The organism is Cellulomonas sp., from assembly GCF_035634735.1.
Classification (GTDB): Bacteria; Actinomycetota; Actinomycetes; order Actinomycetales; family Cellulomonadaceae; genus Cellulomonas.
Genome location: NZ_DASQCJ010000230.1, coordinates 45,166 through 65,302 on the forward strand (window position 1 = coordinate 45,166; position 20,137 = coordinate 65,302).

General features: G+C 75.4%; 19 protein-coding genes and 2 riboswitches. Of the genes, 3 read left to right on the forward strand and 16 right to left on the reverse strand.

The genetic code is table 11. The annotated features are described in order from the left end of the window. Positions 1 to 137: 137 nt before the first annotated feature. A riboswitch (SAM riboswitch) is annotated at positions 138 to 246 on the forward strand. Both VER05_RS18620 and metE read left to right on the forward strand, forming a co-directional pair. Beyond that, positions 240 to 1,313 (forward strand): methylenetetrahydrofolate reductase, encoded by a 1,074-nt coding sequence (locus tag VER05_RS18620; RefSeq protein WP_324846800.1) that lies wholly within the window; start codon positions 240 to 242, stop codon positions 1,311 to 1,313. Its footprint overlaps the riboswitch before it by 7 nt. 8 nt (positions 1,314 to 1,321) lie before the next feature. After that, a complete protein-coding gene (gene metE / locus VER05_RS18625; protein WP_324846801.1) occupies positions 1,322 to 3,670 on the forward strand; it encodes a 5-methyltetrahydropteroyltriglutamate--homocysteine S-methyltransferase in 2,349 nt (782 codons plus the stop codon). Between the two features lie 86 nt (positions 3,671 to 3,756). On the opposite strand, the gene VER05_RS18630 is transcribed toward metE, so the two are convergent. From VER05_RS18630 to VER05_RS18655, 6 genes are all read right to left on the reverse strand, one after another. Then, the gene (locus VER05_RS18630) at positions 3,757 to 4,215 is read right to left on the reverse strand and encodes an Hsp20/alpha crystallin family protein (protein ID WP_324846802.1); all 459 of its coding nucleotides are present in this window, start codon (positions 4,213 to 4,215) and stop codon (positions 3,757 to 3,759) included. A 163-nt stretch (positions 4,216 to 4,378) separates the two neighbouring features. Then, positions 4,379 to 4,822, reverse strand: a complete 444-nt coding sequence (locus tag VER05_RS18635) for a (deoxy)nucleoside triphosphate pyrophosphohydrolase (protein ID WP_324846803.1) — start codon at positions 4,820 to 4,822, stop codon at positions 4,379 to 4,381. A gap of 130 nt (positions 4,823 to 4,952) precedes the next feature. After that, the gene (locus VER05_RS18640; protein ID WP_324846804.1) at positions 4,953 to 6,296 is read right to left on the reverse strand and encodes an ABC transporter substrate-binding protein; all 1,344 of its coding nucleotides are present in this window, start codon (positions 6,294 to 6,296) and stop codon (positions 4,953 to 4,955) included. 30 nt (positions 6,297 to 6,326) lie between these two features. Next, on the reverse strand, positions 6,327 to 7,238 hold the full coding sequence (locus tag VER05_RS18645; RefSeq protein WP_324846805.1) for a carbohydrate ABC transporter permease: 912 nt from the start codon (positions 7,236 to 7,238) through the stop codon (positions 6,327 to 6,329). Further along, entirely contained in the window at positions 7,235 to 8,134 is a 900-nt protein-coding gene (locus VER05_RS18650) for a sugar ABC transporter permease (RefSeq protein WP_324846806.1), read from the reverse strand. Before VER05_RS18650 ends, VER05_RS18645 begins: the two co-directional genes overlap by 4 nt. Positions 8,135 to 8,557: 423 nt before the next feature. Further along, positions 8,558 to 9,682, reverse strand: a complete 1,125-nt coding sequence (locus tag VER05_RS18655; RefSeq protein WP_324846807.1) for a YeiH family protein — start codon at positions 9,680 to 9,682, stop codon at positions 8,558 to 8,560. A 69-nt stretch (positions 9,683 to 9,751) separates the two neighbouring features. Between VER05_RS18655 and VER05_RS18660 the strand changes: the two genes are divergently transcribed. After that, positions 9,752 to 10,666, forward strand: a complete 915-nt coding sequence (locus tag VER05_RS18660; RefSeq protein WP_324846808.1) for a LysR family transcriptional regulator — start codon at positions 9,752 to 9,754, stop codon at positions 10,664 to 10,666. On the opposite strand, the gene VER05_RS18665 is transcribed toward VER05_RS18660, so the two are convergent. The 10 genes from VER05_RS18665 to VER05_RS18710 all read right to left on the reverse strand — a co-directional run. Beyond that, on the reverse strand, positions 10,663 to 10,893 hold the full coding sequence (locus tag VER05_RS18665; RefSeq protein ID WP_324846809.1) for a helix-turn-helix domain-containing protein: 231 nt from the start codon (positions 10,891 to 10,893) through the stop codon (positions 10,663 to 10,665). The two genes, VER05_RS18660 and VER05_RS18665, sit on opposite strands and share 4 nt — an antisense overlap. Beyond that, the gene (locus VER05_RS18670) at positions 10,893 to 11,501 is read right to left on the reverse strand and encodes a hypothetical protein (protein ID WP_324846810.1); all 609 of its coding nucleotides are present in this window, start codon (positions 11,499 to 11,501) and stop codon (positions 10,893 to 10,895) included. The genes VER05_RS18665 and VER05_RS18670 overlap by 1 nt, the downstream gene beginning before the upstream one ends. A 157-nt stretch (positions 11,502 to 11,658) precedes the next feature. Continuing rightward, positions 11,659 to 11,898, reverse strand: coding sequence for a helix-turn-helix transcriptional regulator (locus VER05_RS18675; RefSeq protein ID WP_324846811.1), 240 nt, complete (start codon positions 11,896 to 11,898; stop codon positions 11,659 to 11,661). Positions 11,899 to 12,148: 250 nt separating this feature from the next. Continuing rightward, on the reverse strand, positions 12,149 to 12,520 hold the full coding sequence (gene gcvH, locus VER05_RS18680) for a glycine cleavage system protein GcvH (RefSeq protein WP_324846812.1): 372 nt from the start codon (positions 12,518 to 12,520) through the stop codon (positions 12,149 to 12,151). Positions 12,521 to 12,588: 68 nt separating this feature from the next. Beyond that, positions 12,589 to 13,761, reverse strand: coding sequence for a glycine cleavage system aminomethyltransferase GcvT (gcvT, locus tag VER05_RS18685; protein WP_324846813.1), 1,173 nt, complete (start codon positions 13,759 to 13,761; stop codon positions 12,589 to 12,591). Next, entirely contained in the window at positions 13,758 to 16,778 is a 3,021-nt protein-coding gene (gcvP, locus tag VER05_RS18690; protein WP_324846814.1) for an aminomethyl-transferring glycine dehydrogenase, read from the reverse strand. The genes gcvT and gcvP overlap by 4 nt, the downstream gene beginning before the upstream one ends. Positions 16,779 to 16,979: 201 nt before the next feature. Continuing rightward, positions 16,980 to 17,093, reverse strand: a riboswitch (glycine riboswitch). A gap of 78 nt (positions 17,094 to 17,171) precedes the next feature. After that, entirely contained in the window at positions 17,172 to 17,702 is a 531-nt protein-coding gene (locus VER05_RS18695; RefSeq protein ID WP_324846815.1) for a hypothetical protein, read from the reverse strand. Next, positions 17,699 to 18,784 carry a lactate/malate family dehydrogenase gene (locus VER05_RS18700; protein WP_324846816.1) on the reverse strand — a complete coding sequence of 362 codons (1,086 nt, stop codon included), beginning with the start codon at positions 18,782 to 18,784 and terminating at the stop codon, positions 17,699 to 17,701. Before VER05_RS18700 ends, VER05_RS18695 begins: the two co-directional genes overlap by 4 nt. Positions 18,785 to 18,838: 54 nt before the next feature. Continuing rightward, positions 18,839 to 19,246: a zf-TFIIB domain-containing protein gene (locus VER05_RS18705; RefSeq protein ID WP_324846817.1), complete on the reverse strand. Its 408-nt coding sequence runs from the start codon at positions 19,244 to 19,246 to the stop codon at positions 18,839 to 18,841. A gap of 96 nt (positions 19,247 to 19,342) precedes the next feature. Continuing rightward, on the reverse strand, positions 19,343 to 20,137 hold a 795-nt coding region (locus tag VER05_RS18710), incomplete at its 5' end, for an aminotransferase class I/II-fold pyridoxal phosphate-dependent enzyme (RefSeq protein ID WP_324846818.1).

Genomic DNA, 20,137 nt, shown 5'->3' on the forward strand with positions numbered 1-20,137 from the left:
TCGCACGGGCTCGTCCCGCCCGCCCGGCCGCGGGCGCCGCCGCACGGGTCGCCCGCGCCGACGGTGCGAGCCGGGGCACAGGAACATGACGCGTCAGGGGCAGTGGACGGCGGCCCCGCCCGGGCCTAGGGTGGCGGCACCCATCCAGAGCGACCGAGAGACCTGGCTCGTCGACGTCGCAGCAACCCCCCTCCTCACCGAGGGTGCGGGTGCTTCCGCCAGGTTCGATGGAGCTGACGATGAGCAGTCACGACGTACCTGCGCACCTGGCGGGGACCGCCGTGCCCGACGGCCTCGGGGCCGTGGACCGCCCGACCGTGTCGTTCGAGCTGTTCCCGCCCCGCAACCCGGACGCCGCGCCGCGGCTGTGGTCGACGGTGCAGCAGCTCGCGTCGGCGCGCCCCGACTTCGTGTCCGTCACGTACGGCGCGTCGGGCAGCACCCGGACCACGACCCGGCAGCTGGTCCGCCGGCTGCTCCGGGAGACGTCGCTGACGCCGATCGCGCACCTGACCTGCGTCGCGAGCTCCCGCGAGGACCTGGCCGCGACGATCGAGGAGTTCCTCGACGAGGGCGTGCGGTCGTTCCTGGCGCTGCGCGGCGACCCGCCCGCGGACCGCTCCTGGGAGCCGCACCCCGAGGGCCTGCCGACCGCGAGCGCGCTCGTCGGGCTGCTGCGCGAGGTCGAGCGCCGGCGGTGCGCGAGCAGCCCGGCCCAGGCGGTGCGCGCCGCCACCCGGCCGCTGTCGGTCGCCGTCGCGGCGTTCCCCCGCGGCAACGCGGGCGCCGGCAGCACGCGGGAGCAGGACGTCGCGGCGCTGCTCGCCAAGCAGCGGGCCGGCGCGGACTTCGCGATCACCCAGGTGTTCTACGACGCCGGGTCCTACCTCGAGCTCGTGGCCCTGGCGCGCGACGCGGGCGTCACCATCCCGATCCTGCCGGGCATCATCCCGACCACCGACCCGGCCCGGCTGCGCCGCGTCGCGCAGCTGACGGGCGTGCCGGTGCCCGCGCGGCTGCTGGCCCGGCTGGACGCCTTCGACCCGGAGGACCCGGCGGACGTCGCGGCGCGGCACCGCCTCGGCACCCGGCTCGGCGTCGACCTGGTGAACGCCGTGCTCGACGGCGGCGCGCCGGGCGTGCACCTCTACACGTTCAACGCCCACGGCCCCGCGCTCGACCTCCTGGAGGGCGCGGGCCTCGGCGGCGAGGCGCCCCGCGCGCACCTGCGGGTCGCCCCGGAGCCGGCGCGCGAGCCCGCGCCCGTCCCCGGGCCGGCCACGACCACCCCGACCCCTGTCCCCACCAGCTGAGGCGAGAGATGACCGACCTGACCCACCCGTTCCCCGCCGGCACCGTCCTGGGCTACCCCCGGATCGGACCGCGCCGCGAGCTCAAGAAGGCCCTGGAGGCCTTCTGGGCCGGGCGCGCGAGCGCGGAGGAGGTCGAGGCCACGGCCGCCGACCTGCGCCGCCGCACGCGCACCCGCCTCGCCGAGCTCGGCCTGGACACCCGGCTGCCCGCGATCCCGAGCGCCTTCTCGTTCTACGACCACGTGCTCGACGCGGCCGCGGTGCTCGGCGCGGTGCCGGAGCGGTTCGCCGACCTGCTCGCCGCCGACGGTGGCCTCGACCTCGCCGGCTACTCGACCGTGGCCCGCGGCCGCGGCGACGACCTGCCGCTCGAGATGACCAAGTGGTTCGACTCGAACTACCACTACCTGGTCCCGGAGATCGGCCCGGCGACGCCGTTCCGCTACGCGAGCGACCGGCCCGTGCGCGAGCTCGCCGAGGGCCTCGCCGACGGCGTGCTGACCCGCCCCGTGCTGGTCGGCCCGGTGACGTTCCTGGCGCTGGCCAAGGCCGCCGAGGGCTCCCCCGAGGACTTCCTGCCGATCGACCGCCTCGCGGACGTGCTGCCGGTGTACGCGGCGCTGCTCCGCGACCTGGCCCGCGCCGGCGCCACCTGGGTGCAGCTGGACGAGCCGGCGCTGGTCTCCGACTCGACCGGCGTCCCCGCCGACCGGCTGCTCGCCGCGGCCGCCGAGGCGTACCGCGTGCTCGCGACCGAGCTGCCCGCGGCCGAGCGGCCCTCGATCCTGGTCGCCGCCCCGTACGGCGACCTCCGCGACGCGCTCCCGGTGCTCGCGGCCACGGACGTCGAGGGCCTGGCGCTCGACCTGGTCCGCGGCTCGCTGCCCGCCGGTCCCGTCCCCGGCCTGGAGTCCAAGGTGCTGGTCGGCGGCGTGGTCGACGGCCACAACATCTGGCGCGCGGACCTGGACGCGGCGCTGGGCTCGCTCGAGTCGCTCGAGGGCCTCGGCGCCCGGCAGGTCGCGGTCGCGACGTCGACGTCGCTGTTCCACGTGCCGCACGACGTCGAGGACGAGCCGCAGCTCGACCCGACGCTGCGCTCCTGGCTCGCGTTCGCCGACCAGAAGGTCGGCGAGGTCGTCACCCTGGCGACCGGCCTGACCGAGGGCCGCGAGGCCGTGCACGCCGAGCTGCTCGCCGCCGCCGACGCGCGCCGGTCCCGCGCCGCGGCGCCGGGCGTCGTCCGGCCGGAGGTGCGGGACCGGCTCACCGCCCTGCCGACGGACGCGTTCCACCGCGGCGACTTCGACGGCCGCCGGGTCGCGCAGGCCGAGCGCCTGCAGCTGCCCGCGCTGCCGACCACGACGATCGGCTCGTTCCCGCAGACGCCGGAGATCCGGGTGGCCCGGGCCGCGTTCGGCCGGGGCGAGCTCACCGCCGCGCAGTACGAGGACGAGATGAAGGCGGAGATCCGCCGGGTCGTCGAGCTGCAGGAGGAGATCGGCCTCGACGTGCTGGTGCACGGCGAGCCGGAGCGCAACGACATGGTGCAGTACTTCGCCGAGAACCTGGACGGGTTCGCGGTGACCGCCAACGGCTGGGTGCAGTCGTACGGCTCGCGCTGCACCCGGCCGTCGATCCTGTGGGGCGACGTGTCCCGCCCGGCGCCGATCACGGTGCCGTGGACGACCTACACCCAGTCGCTCACCGCCAAGCCGGTCAAGGGCATGCTCACCGGCCCGGTGACGATCCTGGCGTGGTCGTTCGTCCGCGACGACCAGCCGCTCGCCGACACCGCGAACCAGGTGGCGCTCGCCCTGCGGGACGAGATCGCCGACCTCGAGGCCGCCGGCACCGCGATCGTCCAGGTCGACGAGCCCGCGCTGCGCGAGCTGCTGCCGCTGCGCGCCGCGGACCACGACGCCTACCTCGACTGGTCGGTGCGGTCGTTCCGGCTCGCGACCTCGGGGGTGCGCCCGGACACGCAGATCCACACGCACCTCTGCTACTCGGAGTTCGGCGAGATCTTCGGCGCGATCGACGGCCTGGACGCCGACGTGACGTCGATCGAGGCCGCCCGGTCGAAGATGGAGATCCTCGGCGACATCGCCTCCGAGGGCTACCCCCGCGGCATCGGCCCGGGCGTGTACGACATCCACTCGCCGCGCGTGCCGAGCGAGGCCGAGGTGACCGAGCTGCTCAGCGAGGCCGTCCGGGTCGTCGACCCGGCGCAGCTCTGGGTCAACCCGGACTGCGGCCTCAAGACCCGCCGGTACGCCGAGGTGACGCCGTCGCTGCAGCACGTGCTGGCCGCCACCCGCACGGTCCGCGCGTCGCTGGCGGTGCCGACGGCCTGACGCCGCCGGGCGCACGCCCCGGGCACGCGACCGCCCCGGTCCCCGCGTGGGGCCGGGGCGGTCGTCGTGCGGGCCGCGTCGCGCGGTCAGGCGCTCGCACGCTCCTGCGGAGCGGCGTCGGCGCCCGCCTCGATGGTCGCCGGCGTCCCACCGGTGGTGACCTCGATGCGGCGCGGCCGGGCCTCCTCGGCCACCGGGATGGTCAGCGACAGCACGCCGTCCGCGTACGACGCGGTGATGGCGTCCAGGTCGAGCCCGCGGCCGACGGTGAGCTGCCGCGCGTAGGTCCCGACCGGGCGCTCCTTGGCCAGCCACTGCACCCCGTCCTCGGTGCGCGCGGTCCGCTGCGCCCGGATCGTGAGGGTGCGGTCGTCGACGTTCACGTCGATCGAGCCGGGGTCGGCCCCCGGCAGGTCGACGCTGAGGACGTAGTGGTCGCCGGAGCGGAAGAGGTCCATCGGCATGGTCGCCGAGGCGCGCTGCTGGCCGAGGACCTGGTTCATCAGCCGGTCCATCTCCTGGAACGGGTCGAATCGCGTAGCCACAGCCCGTCACCTCCCTCGAAGCGTCACGGCGGTCCGGACGGTCCGGGACCGCTGCTGCCCCGGCGCTGCCGCGCCAGGAGGGCTACGAGACATGTTCTAGCACTCGCGGGGCGCGAGTGCCAGATCGAGGGGCGGTCTGTTCGCCGAGAGATGAACCCGCAGGTCAGGCAGTACGCCGGGACGCGTCCGCCGGGTCGGTGGCCGCGGCCAGCGCCTCCACGATCCGCACGTCCGCGTCCAGCCACGGCACCGTGAGCCACTGCCCGCGGGGCAGCCAGCGGAGGTCGTCGTGCTCGACCAGCGGCCGCGGCTCGCCGGCGGTGACGCGCGCCAGCCAGAGGCGCATCACGTAACGGTCGCTGAGCCACCAGGCGCCGTCGTCGGGCCCCGCGAGCTCCTCGCCGAGCTCCACGGCCACGCCCAGCTCCTCGCGGATCTCCCGGTGCACCGCGTCCTCGGGCGACTCGCCCGGCTCCACCTTGCCGCCGGGGAACTCCCACCGGCCCGCGAGGCTCACGGGCGAGCGCCGCCGGGCGGCCAGCAGGGCGCCCGGGGCGGCGAGGTCGTCGACGAGCGCGGCGGCGGCGACGAGGACGGGGCGGGTCATGCCACCCAGTCTCCCAGGCGGACGTGTCGGGCGCGTGACGGCGGCCCGGCCCGGCGCCCCGGGGGGGTGGATCCACCCGCACCGGCACGCCGGGCGCGTCCGTGCGGGTGGGTCCACCGCGGGCGGGGGCTCAGTCCTGCCGCAGCTCGTTCTGGAGCTCGCGCTGCGCCTGCTCCAGCGCCTCGCGCGCCGGCACGCCCGACTCGTAGATCTCGGTCAGCGTGACGGTGCCGAACCGGCTGTTGACCGCGGGCAGGTCCGGGCTGGCGAAGGACGCGAAGTGGCCGATGCCGTCCTTGACCTCGTTCAGCACGTCGAACAGGTTCGTCGTGAAGTACTGGTTGAACTGGTTCTCCGGGTTGCGCGTGACCTCCTCGTCGTCCCAGACGGCCATGTTCACCGGGTCGAACCCGAGCACCTCCCACACGGCGACGTTCGCCTCCGGGGACAGCTTCGCGAACGCCAGCCACTCGGCCGCGAGGTCCCCGACCGGGGAGTCCGCCGCGACCGCGGTGCCGGTGCCGCCGCCGCCGATCGTGAGCGTGTCCGACCCCGGCACCACGGGCGCCGGCGCGATGGCCACCTTCCCCGCGAGCTCGGGCATGTAGTCGACGAACCGCGAGGTGTACCAGGCGGGGTAGACGATCGCGGCGAAGTCGCCCCGCGCGATCGCGCCGTACGCCTCCTCGTCGTCGGGGCTCGACCCCGGGATGGGCGAGATCGCGCCCGCCTCCACCATGGCCTGCATCATCTCGAACGACTCGACGACCACCGGGTCGTCGACCTGCACCGAGCCGTCCTCGGCGAACAGCTCGGCGCCGTGCTGCGCGATCACCAGGGGCTCGACGAAGAACACGTCGGTGTTCGCCGTCCCGAACGCCCGGCCCGTCGCGGCGTGGTACTCCGCCCCCGCCTCGGCGAAGTCGTCCCAGGTGGTGATCGTCGTGTAGTCGATGCCCGCGTCCTCGAGCAGCTCGGTGTTGTAGAAGGTGACGAACGCGCCGACGTGCGTCGGGAAGCCGTAGACCGCGTCGCCCCGGCTGTACAGGTCGAGCCGCGCCTCGACGACGTCCTCGCGGTACGGCTCCGCGGCGGCGGCGAGGTCCAGGAGCGGCGGGTTGTCGCCCCGGACGAAGTTGGCGAACTTCGTGACCTCGATGTCGACCAGGTCCGGCATGCCGGTGCCGGAGTTCGCCGCGAGCTGCAGCTTGTTGTGCATGTCCTGGTACGGGTAGACGGTCAGCCGGAGGTCGATCGCGCGGTCCGGGTGGAGCTCGTTCCACCGGTCGGCCATCTGCTCGTACAGCACCCCGTGCAGCTCGCCGAAGATCCACATCTCCATCGTGGTGGCGCCGTCGGCGTCGGCCGGGGCGTTCCGCGCGCCGTCCGACCCGCCCCCGGAGCCGCACGCGAGGCACGCGGCCAGCACCATCGCCCCGGTGACCACGGACGCCGTCGTCCTGATTCGTGACATTCTGCTTCTCCTTTGTGTGCGTCGCACGGGTCAGCCCTTGACGGCGCCCGCGGTCATTCCCTCCACGAAAAAGCGCTGGAAGGCGAGGAAGAGGACCAGGATCGGGACGAGCGAGAAGAAGGACCCGACGATGAGGAGGCCGTAGTTGTTCGCGTACGGCGTGATCAGGGTGTTCAGCCCGATCGGCAGCGTGAACTTCTCGGACGAGCGCAGCACGAGCAGCGGCCACAGCAGGTTGTTCCAGCACATCATCCCGTTGAGGATCGCCATCGCGGCGATCGCGGGGCGCGCGATCGGCAGGACGAGCCGGAAGAAGATGCCGAACTCCGTGACCCCGTCCACCCGGCCGGCCTCGAGGATCTCCTTCGGCACCCCCAGGAAGTACTGGCGGAAGAAGAAGATGGTCACGGCCGCCGCCAGGAACGGGATCACGATGACCGCGTAGGTGTCCGCGAGGCCCATCTCGTTCACCTGCACGTACAGCGGGAGCATCACCATCTCGAACGGCACGGCCATGATGGCGAGCACCGCGATGAACAGCGGGGTCCGGCCGCGGAAGTCGTACATCGCGAAGCCGTACGCCACGAACGAGCTCACGAGGAGCGTCCCGGCGACCTGGACCACCGTCACGCCCAACGAGTTCGCGAACCACCGGAAGTACGGGCCCGAGTCGGTGAACAGCATCGTCCAGTTGTCCAGGCGGAGCGTCGCCGGGTCGACGGCCAGCGTGATCCCGCCGCGCATGATGTCGGCACCCGACTGGAACGTCGCGACCAGGATCGCGGCGAGCGGGACGAGGGCGACGAGGGCGATCGCGACGAGGGCGGTCGACTGCAGCGCCGAGAGCGCCCGGACGCCGCGCGGGGCGCGGCGGCGACCCGCGGGGTCGGCCGCGGAGGGACGGCGGGACGCGGGGCGGGGGCGCGCGGGGGCCGCGGTCATCGCACGTGCTCCTTCCTGAAGGTGCCGGAGAGGGTCAGCTGCGTGATGTTGATCGCCATGACCACGACGAGCAGCACGATCCCGACGGCGGAGGCGAAGCCGAGGTCGTTCTGCTCGATGCCCCGGCGGTAGAGGTAGCCGACGACGGTCAGGCCCTGGTTGTTGGGCGACGCGTTCCCGCCGTAGAGCATGAAGCTCTCGAGGAACATGGCGAGGCCGCCGTAGACGCTGATCGTGGTGACGTAGACGATCGTCGGCCGCAGGTTCGGGACGGTGATCCGCAGGAACTGCTGGCGCTTGTTCGCCCCGTCCAGGGACGCCGCCTCGTAGTACTCCTCGGGGATCGACTGCATCCCGGCGATGAAGTACATGGTGTTCACGCCGGTCCAGCGCCACACGGCGAGCGCCAGCAGCGCCACGAGCCCGGTGAGGTCCTCGCGCAGCCACCGCACGGGTCCCAGCCCGACCAGCTGCAGGACCTGGTTCATCACCGCGTTCTCCGACTCGGAGAACATGAGCCGGAACACCAGGCCGGCGACCACCACCGACGTCAGGGCCGGGACGAACAGCGACGCCTTGAAGAACGCCTTGACCCGCGGGCTCCCGATCCGGGAGTTCACCACCGCCGCGAGCAGCATCGGGATCGGGATCAGCAGGGCCAGGCTCAGCACCATGTACCGCGCGCTGTTGAACATCGCGGTCCAGAACACGCTGTCGTTCCACAGCCGGGCGTAGTTGTCGAGCCCGACCGAGGTGGTCTGCCCGTACAGGACCTCCTGCGTGGACATCACGACGGACCGGGCCACCGGGATGATCCAGAACAGCGCCAGCGTCGCGACGAACGGCAGGATGAACAGGTAGGGCGCGAGGCGCTGGGAGTACAGGAGCCGCCTCACGGGAGCGGTACCCCCGCCCCGGCTCGGCGCGCGGCGGGCGTGCGGGCGGACGGGTGCGCGGACGGGTGGGCGAGCGGCGGCACCGCGGCTGCGGGCCCGCCTCGGCTGGACCACCGGGCGGCAGCGGGCATGACGGCAGGACCTCCTGGGCACGGGGCGTCAGGGGCGCGTGGGACGCGACCCTCGGGCGCACCGCCCGGGCACGGCTGAAACCGCGAACGGATGCCAGGACGGACATGCGGCGCACAGCTGCGTGCGCCGAACTGTCGGGAAAATCTTTCGCGCTATTGCGAGATGTCGGCAACGTATCGGCGCGCCGCTCCGCTGTCAACGCGCGGATTCGCGCCGATCCGCAGATGACATCCAAGCGTGAGGTGGGTGGAAATCATTTCCACGCCGGCCACCCTCGCGGGAGCCGTCCGGTCAGCCGATCGCGAGCAGGCCCGCCAGGCTGACCGTCATCGCGACGACCGTCGCGGCCGCACCGAGCGCCAGCGGGCGCCCGCCGGTCCGGACCAGCCGGCCGAGGTGGATCTGCGTGCCGAGGGCCGTCATCGCCGCGCCGAGCAGCAGCGTCGTGACCGGCTTGACCGCCGGGAGCACGGCGTCGGGGACGAGGCCGGCCGACCGGACGACCACCGCGGCGACGAAGCCGACCACGAACAGCGGCACGAGCGGCGCGGCACCGCGCCGGGACCCGCCCGGGTCGGCCGCGCCCGCGTCGGCCCCGCCCGCGCCGGCCCCGCCCGCCGACCGGCGCCGGACCAGCCCGACCCCCGCCACCAGCGGCGCCAGCAGCACCACCCGCGCGAGCTTGGCGACCACCGCGACCGACAGCGCGGCCGCCGACACGGTGCCGGCCGCGGCCACCACCTGCGCGACCTCGTGCACCGACATCCCGGCCCACAGCCCCGCGGTGCGGTCGGCCAGCCCGAGCGCGCCCGCCGCGAGCGGCACCACCAGGATCGCGAGGCTGCCGTAGACCGTCACCAGCGCCACGGCGGTGGCGACCTCGTCCTCCTCCGCGTCCGCGACCGGGCTCATCGCCGCGACCGCCGCGGCGCCGCAGATCGAGAACCCGGTGGCGACCAGCAGGGTCAGCCGCCGCCCGACCCCGAGCAGGCGACCGAGCCAGAGCGTCGTGGCGAACGTCGCGGTGACGGTCGCCAGGAGCACCACGACCTCGCCCGCCCCGAGGCCGAGCAGGTCGCCGACCGACAGCTGCAGCCCGAGCAGCACCACCCCGGCGCGCAGCACGCGCCGCCCCGCCCACGCGAGGCCGGGCTCGAGCGCGGCCGGGATCAGGCCCGCGGACCGGGCGACCGCGCCGAGCACGATGGCGACCAGCAGGCCGGGCAGCACGGGGACGGCCGCCGTCAGCCCGACGCAGGCCGCGCCGACGAGCAGCGCCACGGCCGCGCCGGGCAGGACCGCGCGGTCGACGCCGAGGAGCCGGCGCGGGGCGGCGGCCGCCGGGGCGGGCGGCGCGGCGGGCCGGTGGTCGGACGAGCGGTCGGGCGAGCGGTCGGACGGCGGAGCGGGGGGCACGGTCCCAGCATCCGGCGCGCCGCGGCCCCCGGGAACGCCGACCTTCCTGGCCGGCTCTAGCCTGAGGCTATGGACACCGCCCCGCCCCGGCGCATCCCGCTGGGCGCCCTCGAGCTGCTCGACGCGGTCGACGCGCACGGCTCGCTGTCCGGGGCCGCCCGCGCGCTCGGCCTCGCGCAGCCCTCGGTCAGCACCGGCCTGCGCCGGCTCGAGCGGCAGACCGGGCTCACCCTCGTCACGCGCGCGGCGTCCGGCACCCGGCTGACCCCGTCGGGCACGGCGCTGCTCGGCCGGGCGCGGGACGTCCTCGCCGCCTCCGACGCCCTCGAGCGCGAGGTGCACGCGCTCCGCAGCGCCCAGCAGGGCCGGGTCCGGGTGGCCGCCAGCCTGAGCGTGGCGGAGTACCTGGTCCCGGGCTGGCTGGCGACGCTGCCGGCCGGGGCGGCGGTGGTCGACCTCGTCGTCGCGAACTCGCGCGACGTGATGGACGCGGTGCTGCACGGCCGCGCCGACCTGGGGTTCGTCGAGGGGCCGGACGTGGCGGACGGCCTGCGCGCCCGCCCGGTCGGCGACGACGAGCTGGTCGTCGTCGTCGCACCCGGCCACCCCTGGGCCCGCCGGCGCCGCCCGGTCACCGCCGCCGAGCTCGCCGGCGCGCCGCTCGCCGTGCGCGAGGCCGGGTCGGGCACGCGCGCCGTGCTCGAGGAGGCCCTGATCGCGGCCGGCCACCCGCTCGCGGGATCGCCCGCGCAGCTCGGGTCGACGTCGGCGGTCAAGAACGTGGTGCGCGGGGGCGGCGCCGCGGCGGTCCTGTCCGGGTTGACCGTCGCCGACGAGCTCGCGCGCGGGGACCTGGTGCGGGTGGCGGTCGAGGGCGTGGACCTGACCCGCACGCTCCGCATGGTCTGGGCGCGGTCCCGGCGCCCGACCCCGGCCGCGCGCGACCTCGCCGCGCACGTGGTCCGGGCGACCGGCGCGGCCTAGCCGCGCGGCGTGACGACCAGCAGGTCGCCCACCTGGCACCCGAGCACGTCGCACACGGCGGTCAGGGTCGAGAACCGGATCGCCCGCGCGCGGTCGTTCTTCAGCACCGACAGGTTCACGACGGTCACGCCGACCAGCTCCGCGAGCCGCGCGAGCGTCATCCCGCGCTCGGCCAGCAGCTCGTCCAGCCGGCAGTGGATCCGCCCCGCGTCGTCCTCGGGCGGCATCAGACCAGCCCCGCGGTCTCGCGCTCCAGCCGCTCCCCGGCGTGGAACGCGGCCGCGAGGGCCCCGACGGCCATGGACGCGAGGATGGGGGTCCAGGACACCTGGAACGTGATCTGCTCCAGGACCGCCCGGTCGGCGACCTGCGCGAGGACGCCGTTCGACGCCAGCACCGAGCACCCGAACCACGCGACCCAGCCGCCGGCGATCAGCAGGGACACGGCCGTGATCAGGCGGGTCGTCGTGCCGGAGAAGAACTGCCCGGCCAGCATCCGCCGCGCCAGCAGCAGCACGCACACGGTGACCCCGATGGTGGCCAGCGGCGGCACGGCGGCGGCGCCGATCGCGCCCAGGTACGTGGCGACCGGCATGTCGGAGACGGTGAGCGTCGCGGACTCCACCGTCGCGCCGACCGCGGCGCCGTCCGGGCCCAGCGGGAGCTCGACGGGTGCGCCCATGAGCATCACCTCCACGGGGGCGTCCGTGTTCGGCAGGATCCGCGCCACGGACGCGACGAGGCCGGCCGCCTGCCAGACGATCACGGCCGCGCCGACCACGAGCAGGGACAGCAGGTCGGACCGGCTGGTGAACCACGGTGTCCGGGACGTCATGACGGCTCCTATCCATATCGACGATCGATGTTATCGATAGACGATATGGCATCGACCGCCCGCCGTCGACCCCGGGGACGACGCAGGGCCGCGACCCGCCGTGGTGGCGGGTCGCGGCCCTGGGGTCCGCGCGCCCCGGCGAGGGGGCGCGGGGGTGTCAGCGCATGCCCGCGGCCTCGGCCCAGGCGACCGCCTCGGCCCGCGTGGAGACGCCGATCTTGCGGTACACCGACCGCACCTGCGACTTCACGGTGTTCCGCGTGACGAAGAGCTTGCGGGCGATGTCCTCGAGGGTGACGTCCTCGGCCAGCTCGGCGAGGACGACCCGCTCACGCGTCGTGAGCGGCTCACCCAGGATGCTGGTGGACGCGGTGGGGGCGATCTCCAGGGTGGCCATGCTGTCCTCCGGTCTGCGTGTGACGAGTCCCGGCTGCTGGGGGTCTCCGGCTGCCGTCTACCGGTGTTGATCGGCAAGTGTGGCCGCCGTGATCGCAGTTGGTTTCTCACCCGTTCCCGGGGGCGTGCGGACGATGCGGGACGGACCGGGCATGTGCTAGGACCGAAGGCCCAGGTCACCGTCCGGCAAGCGGTCTCCTGAGAGCTCCCTCAGAAACACCCGAACGGGCTAACCGCCGTCCGGGGGAGTCTCAGTCCGTGAGCGTGGCCGCGTAGTCGTCCGCGGACAGCAGCGGGCCGGTGCTCGTGACGTCCACCCGGAACAGCCAGCCGGCCCCGTACGGGTCGGCGTTGACGACCGACGGCTCGTCCACCGCCTCCTGGTTCACCTCGACCACGGTGCCGGCCACCGGGGAGTACAGCTCCGACACGGACTTGGTCGACTCGACCTCGCCGACCACGGCGCCCGCCGCGATCTCGGTGCCGACGGTCGGCAGCTCCAGGTAGACGATGTCGCCGAGCGCGTCGGCCGCGTTCTTGGTGATGCCGACCGTGGCGGGCTCGGCGCCGTCGATCCACTCGTGCTCGGCGGTGTACTGCAGGTGCGTGGGGACGTCGCTCATGGTGCTCTCCGGGGTTGTGCTCGCGAGCGGGGCGCTCGCCGGCGGGGTGGGTGGTCGGGCGGCGGCGGTCAGGACCGACGGTAGAACGGCAGCGCCACCACGCGGACCGGCTCGCGCCGGCCGCGCACGTCGACCGCGAGCTCGGTGCCCTCGGCGCTGACCTCGGGGGTCACGTAGGCCATCGCGATGGGGGTGCCCAGCGTCGGCGACGGCGCGCCCGACGTCACGCGGCCGACCGTGACCGCGTCGTCGGCGGTCGAGGTCAGCACCTCGTACCCGTGCCGGGCCGCGCGCCGTCCGGAGCCGACCAGGCCGACGAGCACCCGGGACGGGGTCGCGTGCGCCCGGGAGGCGAGCGCCGCCCGCCCGACGAACGGGAGCGGCTCGCCGTCGGCGGTCGTCTTGTCCAGGCGGACCACCCGGCCCAGGCCCGCGTCGTGCGGGGCCGTGGTCGTGTCGAGCTCGTTGCCGTACAGCGGCATGCCCGCCTCCAACCGCAGGCTGTCCCGCGCCGACAGGCCGGCGGGCACCAGGCCGAGCGGGGCGCCCGCGGCGAGCAGGTCGCGCCACAGCCCGGGCGCCGCGGCGGCGGGCACGAACAGCTCGAAGCCGTCCTCGCCGGTGTAGCCGGTGCGGGCCACGAGGGCCTCGACGCCGCCGACGGTCGCGGGCAGGCCCGCGTAGTACTTCACGTCCCGCACCGCGTCGGCGTGCGCCGGGTCGGTGAGGCCGACGACGATCTCCGCGGACCGCGGCCCCTGCACGGCGATCAGCGCCGTCTCCAGCGACCGGTCGGTGAGCGAGGCGTCGAACGGCGCCAGCCGCTCGGCCAGGGCGCCGGCCACGACCGCCACGTTCGAGGCGTTCGCGACGACCAGGTAGCCCTGGTCCGCGAGGCGGTAGACGATGAGGTCGTCCAGGATGCCGCCGTCCTCCTGCACGATCATCGTGTAGCGGGCGCGGCCGACCGCGAGGACGGAGATGTTCCCGACCAGCGCGTGGTCGAGCCCGGCACCGGCTCCGGGGCCGTCGACGTGCAGCTCGCCCATGTGCGACAGGTCGAACAGCCCCGCGGCGGTCCGGACCGCCTGGTGCTCGGCCAGGTCGCCGGCGTAGCGCAGCGGCATCATCCAGCCGGCGAACGGGGTCATGGTCGCCCCGAGCGCGACGTGCTCCGCGTGCAGCGGCGACAGCACGGCCCCCGTCGCGTCGTCGGTGGTCGGGGTGGTCGTCTCGGTCACAGCGCGGCTCCCTCGGCGTAGGCCTCGATGGGCGGGCAGGCGCAGACGAGGTTCCGGTCCCCGTGCGCGCCGTCGATCCGCCGGACCGGCGGCCAGTACTTCCCGGCGCGGAGCCCCGCGACCGGGTAGGCCGCGAGCTCGCGGCCGTAGGGCTTGTCCCAGTCGTCCGCGACGAGCGCGGCCGCGGTGTGCGGGGCGTTCCGCAGCGGCGACCCGGCGACGTCCCACCGCCCGGCGGCGACCGCGTCGATCTCCGCGCGGATCGCGACCATCGCCTCGACGAACCGGTCCAGCTCGGCGACGTCCTCGGACTCGGTCGGCTCGACCATCAGCGTCCCGGCGACCGGGAAGGACAGCGTCGGCGCGTGGAAGCCGTAGTCCATCAGCCGCTTGGCGACGTCCTCGGCGGTGACGCCGGTCTGCTTGGTGATCGCGCGCAGGTCGAGGATGCACTCGTGCGCCACCAGCCCGGCCGGGCCGGTGTAGAGCACGGGGAAGTGCGGTGCCAGGCGCGAGGCCAGGTAGTTCGCCGACAGCACCGCGGTCTCGGTCGCGCGGCGCAGGCCGTCGCCGCCCATCAGCGCGACGTAGGCCCAGGAGATCGGCAGGATGCCGGCCGAGCCGAACGGCGCAGCCGACACGGCGGGGGCCGCGCCGCCCGCGAGCGGGCCCTCGTCGCCCGTCCACACCGCGTCCGTCGCCGGCAGGTACGGCACCAGGTGCGCCGCGACGCCGATCGGGCCGACACCGGGGCCGCCGCCGCCGTGCGGGATGCAGAACGTCTTGTGCAGGTTGAGGTGCGACACGTCGCCGCCGAACTCGCCCGGCCGGGCCAGGCCGACCAGCGCGTTGAGGTTGGCGCCGTCGATGTAGACCTGACCACCCGCGGCGTGCACCAGGTCGCAGACCTCGCGCACGTCCTCCTCGTAGACGCCGTGCGTCGACGGGTAGGTGATCATGATCGCGGCGACCCGGGGGCCGTGCTGCTCCAGCTTGGCGCGCAGGTCGTCGAGCTGGACCGAGCCGTCCTCGGCGGTGGCGACGACGACCACCCGCATCCCCGCGAGCGCGGCGGAGGCGGCGTTGGTGCCGTGGGCGGAGGCCGGGATGAGGCAGAGGTCGCGCACCGGGGTCTCGTCCGGCGCGGCACCGGCCGCGATCGCCTCGGCCCGGCGGCCCTCGTGGTACCCGCGGATCGCGAGCAGGCCGGCGAACTCGCCCTGCGAGCCCGCGTTCGGCTGCACCGACACCGCGGCGTACCCGGTGATCTCGGCGAGCCAGCCGGTGAGGTCGCCGATCAGCTCGGCGTAGCCCGCGGCCTGCTCGGCGGGCACGAACGGGTGCAGCCCGGCGAACCCGGGCCAGGAGATGGCCTCCATCTCGACCGTCGCGTTGAGCTTCATCGTGCAGGAGCCCAGCGGGATCATCGTCCGGTCCAGCGCGAGGTCCTTGTCGGACAGCGCGCGCAGGTACCGGAGCATGGCGGTCTCGGACCGGTGCCGGTGGAACACCGGGTGCGTCAGGTAGTCGCTGGTCCGGCGCAGGTGCACCGGGATCGCCGGGGCGTCGAGGCCGTCCGCCGGGCCCGTGGTGCTGCGGACGTCGGCGGCTGTGCCCACGGTGAAGGCCGCGAGCACGCCCGCGACGTGCGCCTCGGTCGTCACCTCGTCGCAGGTCACCTGCACGTGGTCGTCGTCCGCCGCCCACACGTTGATCCCGCGGGCGGCCGCCGCGGCGACCACCGCGCGCGCCCGGCCCGGCACCACGGCACGGACGGTGTCGAAGAACTGGGCGTGCTCGACCGGGACGCCGCCCGCGCGCAGCCCGTCGGCCAGCGCCACGGCGCGCGCGTGCACCCGCTCGGCGATCTCCCGCAGGCCGTCGGGACCGTGGTAGACCGCGTACATCGAGGCCACGATCGCCAGCAGCGCCTGCGCGGTGCAGATGTTGCTGGTCGCCTTCTCGCGGCGGATGTGCTGCTCGCGGGTCTGCAGCGCGAGCCGGTAGGCGGTCGCGCCGTCGGCGTCGATCGACACCCCGACCAGGCGGCCGGGCAGCGAGCGCTCCAGGCCGGTGCGCACGGCCATGTAGGCGGCGTGCGGGCCGCCGTAGAACAGCGGGACGCCGAACCGCTGGGCCGAGCCCACCGCGATGTCGGCGCCCTGCTCCCCCGGCGGGGTGAGCAGCGTGAGCGAGAGCAGGTCGGCGGCGACGGTCACGAGGGCGCCCGCGTCCTTGGCGGCCGCGATCAGCGGCGCGAGGTCGCGGACGGCGCCGGACGCCCCGGGCGCCTGCAGCACGAGGCCGACCAGCGGCTCGTCGCCGAGGTCCGGCAACCCGGCCGACAGGTCCGCGACCCGCACGCCGAGGCCCGCGGCCTCCGCGCGGCCGAGGGTGACGGCGAGCGTCTGCGGCAGGCAGTCGGCGTCCAGCACGACGACCCCGGTCCGGCCCTTCGCGGCGCGGTGCATGAGCGCGACGGCCTCGGCGACGGCGGTCGCCTCGTCGAGCAGCGACGCGTTGGCGACCGGCAGCGCGGTGAGGTCGGCGACGACGGTCTGGAAGTTCAGCAGCGCCTCGAGCCGGCCCTGCGAGATCTCCGGCTGGTAGGGCGTGTACGCGGTGTACCAGGCGGGCGACTCGAGGACGTTCCGGCGGATCACCGGCGGCGTGACCGTGTCGTGGTACCCCAGGCCGATCATCTGGGTCAGCACGGTGTTCTTGTCCGCGATCGTCCGCAGCGCGGCCAGCACCTCGGACTCGCCGCGCGCCTCGGGCAGCGCGAGCGGGCGGTCGGTGCGGATGCTCGCCGGGACCGCCGCGTCGATCAGCGCGTCCAGGCTCGGCCAGCCGTCGCCGACGTGGGCGAGCACGCCCGCGACGTCGCCGGGGCGGGGGCCGACGTGCCGGTCGGCGAAGCCGCGCGCGGCGTCGGTGCGGTCCGCGGGCGCGTTGGCGCGCGGGGTCCCGGCGGCCGTGGTGCGGGCGTCGGTGGGGAGGTCCTCGAGGTGGGTCACGCGGCTGCTCCGGGCGGGGTCGGACGTGCAAGGCGGACGGGCGGGTGGTGCGCGTCTCCCCGCTCTGTCATCCGCCGGCCGCGGGCGTGCCGCGGACGTACGACCTGAGAGTTTTGCCGGTCCGCCGTGCCCGTGAGGGCCGGGGCGCGCCGACTTGCACCGTCGGTGGGCCGGCGTGCGCCGGCCGCTTTCCAGAGTTGCCTCGCCACGGCGGTACGGGGGCCTGAGAGATTCCCGGGGAGGGTTGCTCCTTCGGCGCCTCGCGATCGCGGCCGCCGGGGCGGTCGCGCGGGAGGGCTCTCCCGCCGCGGTTCGAGCAGCGTGTTGAGTTGTCTGGGTCACAGCCTAGCCGCGGAGGTGGGCCGTTCGTCCCCCGCGTCCGCCGGGTGGGCGTTACGGCTCGGTGAACTCTGCCGCCGGCAGCGGCAGCACGACCGTGGCGGCCGAGTCGGCGCCCCGGGCGCGCGCCGCCGCGACCACGTGCTCGACGTCGGGCAGCGGGCCCTCGACCAGGACCGCCTGGCCCGCGGCGGGGTCGCCGGACCAGCGCACGGCGGCGGCGTCGGGCGGCACGAAGGGACCGGACGCGGGCGGCAGGTGCACCACGGCCGCGGCCCGGACCGCCGGGTCGTCCGCCGCGCGGACCTCGGCCGACCGCACCGCCGCGAGCCGCCGCACCGTCCGCATGAGCAGCCGCTGCCGCCGCTCCGAGGCGCTGAAGGTCACGACGATGAGGCCCACGCCGTCGGCGACGTCGCCGGTGGTCAGCGAGTCGAACGAGACGCCGCGGGTGGAGAACACGCCGGTCAGCGCGGTGAGGGTGCCGGTCGCGTCCGCGCCGGCCACGAAGGCGACCCAGCGGCGGTCGGCGCTCCCGGCGGCCACGGCCCCGGCCGCGGCGCCCGCGGGCCCGACGGCGGTCACCGGGCCTCCCCCGCGCCCAGGCCCCACGGCGCGAGCATCGCGTCGATCCGCGCCGCCGAGGCCAGCAGCCGGCGCGCCTCGTCGGGCTCGGGCTCGTCCAGCAGCACGCGCGTCCAGCCCTCGGGCCCGAGCACGACCGGCACCCCGAGCACCCCGCGCAGCGGCGTCCCCGCGACGGCCACCTCCCCGTCCAGCGCCACCTGCCCGGCGACCACGATGTCCCGCCCGTCGAGCACGGTGTCCACCAGGTCGACCGTCGCGTTCGCGGTGGCGGCGGCCGTCTTGGCGCCGCTCTGGTGCGTCAGCCACGGGCGCGCGACGCCGCGCAGGTCCGGCGGCCAGGTCTCGACCAGGTCGAACGCCGCAGCGACGTCGTCGGCCATCAGGCCCCCGAGGTCGCGCTTGGCGTCCTCGATCTCGGCCGCGAATCCGTCGAGGGTCCGCCCGCCGCGCAGCGCCGCCACCGCGCGCCGCCGCTCCTCGACGTCGAGGCCGCTGATCCGGACCGTCGACCACAGCGGCACCAGGTCGTCCCCGTGCTGCCCGGCCACGAACCCGCCGACCCGGTGCCGGCGCACGCCGAGCGACACCGCGATCTCGCGGCGGAACCGCAGCGTGTCCAGCCAGGCGCCCATGCCGACGACCCGGTGCCGGCCCAGCTCGCGGGCCACCACGGCGACGCCGAGCTCCACCGGGTTCGACACCACGACGACGACCTCGTGCCCGGAGCCGTGCCGGGCGATCGCGCGGGCGTAGGAGGCGAACACCTCGTGGTTCTCGGCCGCGAGCGCCGCGCGGTCGGTCACCGCCCCGGCGCGCGCGGGCGCGGTCCGGCCCGCGGTCAGCACGACCACGTCGGCGACCACGTCCTCCGGGTCGAGCGCCACGTCGATCAGCGGGGCGTGCTCGTCGTAGGCGTCGACCAGGTCGGCGCGCAGCCCGTAGGAGGCCCGCCCCGACGCCCCGCCCGGCCGCCCGACCAGCTGCAGCCGCGACGTCGTCGGCAGCACCCGCCGCTCGATGAGCTGCGCGCACACCTGCCGCCCGACGTCTCCCGTCGCTCCCAGCACCGCCACGTCCACGCGCCCGACCCTAGGTCACGGGGCCGGGGCGCGCGGCGGGACGTCGGTCGCCCCTCAGTCGAAGTCGAGCAGGTCGCCCAGCCAGGACTCGCGCTTCTTCTTCTTGCCGTACGGGTACCGCGGGTCGCGGCGGTCGTCGTACCGCCGGTCGTCGCGGTAGCCGCGGTCGTCGCGGTAGCCGCCCTCCCGGTAGCCGCGGTCGTCGCGGTACCCGGGCTCGCGGTAGCCGTCGTAGCCCGGCGCCGGCGGTGCGGGCGGGTAGCCGCCGGGCGCGGGGAAGGCACCGGGCGCGGCCGGGCCCGGGTCCGGGGCCGCACCCGCGGGCACGCCCGCCGCGCGGTCGAGGATCTTGTCGAGCTCGCCGCGGTCGAGCCAGATCCCGCGGCACGACGGGCAGTAGTCGATCTCGACGCCCTGCCGCTCCGCCATCACCAGCTCGGCCCCGTCCGTGGGACACCTCATGTCGCCCTCCTCGCCCGTGCGCACCCCCCGGGGGCGCGCGTCCTGCCCGGCCCAACGGACGGGCGCGGGGCGGGGTTCCGGGGCGGGCGGCGGGCGCTACAGCGTCCGCTGCCAGGCGACCACCCGGTCCACCGCCTCGGCGACGACGGCGGGCGCGGACGCGAACGACAGCCGCACCCAGTCGTGCCCGGCCACGGAGTCGAAGTCGGTGCCGGGCGTCAGCGCGACCCCGGCCTCGTCGAGCAGCCGGGCGCACCAGGTCCGCGAGTCCAGGCCGGTCGCCGACACGTCCGCGTACACGTAGAACGCCCCGTCGGCGGGCGCGACGCGCGACCAGCCGAGCTCCGGGAGCCGGTCCAGCACCGACCGGCGGGACGCGGCGTACTGCGCGACGTTGGCCTCGGCGGCGGCGTACCCCTCGGGCGTGAAGGCCGCGACGCCCGCGTGCTGGGCGAGCGCCGGCGGGCACAGCGCGACGTTCCCGGCGAGCGCGTCGACCGGGGCGGCCAGGTCCTCGGGCAGCAGCAGCCAGCCGAGCCGCCAGCCGGTCATCGCCCAGAACTTCGAGAACGAGTTGACCACGACGGTGCCGGTGCCGAGCGAGGTCGCGGCCGTCGGGGCGCCGGCGGGGCCGGGCTCCGCGGCGACCGCGTCGGGGTAGGTGATGCCGTGGTAGATCTCGTCGGACACCAGCCGGACCCCGTGGTCGGCGCACCACGCCGCGAGCGCGTCCAGCGACGCCCGGTCGACCAGCGTCCCCGTCGGGTTCGCCGGCCCGGCGACGACCAGCCCGTCGACCGGCGCGTCCAGGGCCTCCAGCTGCTCGACGGTCGGCTGGTAGCGGGTCTCCGGACCGCACGCGAGCTCCACGACCTCGCAGCCCAGCGCCGC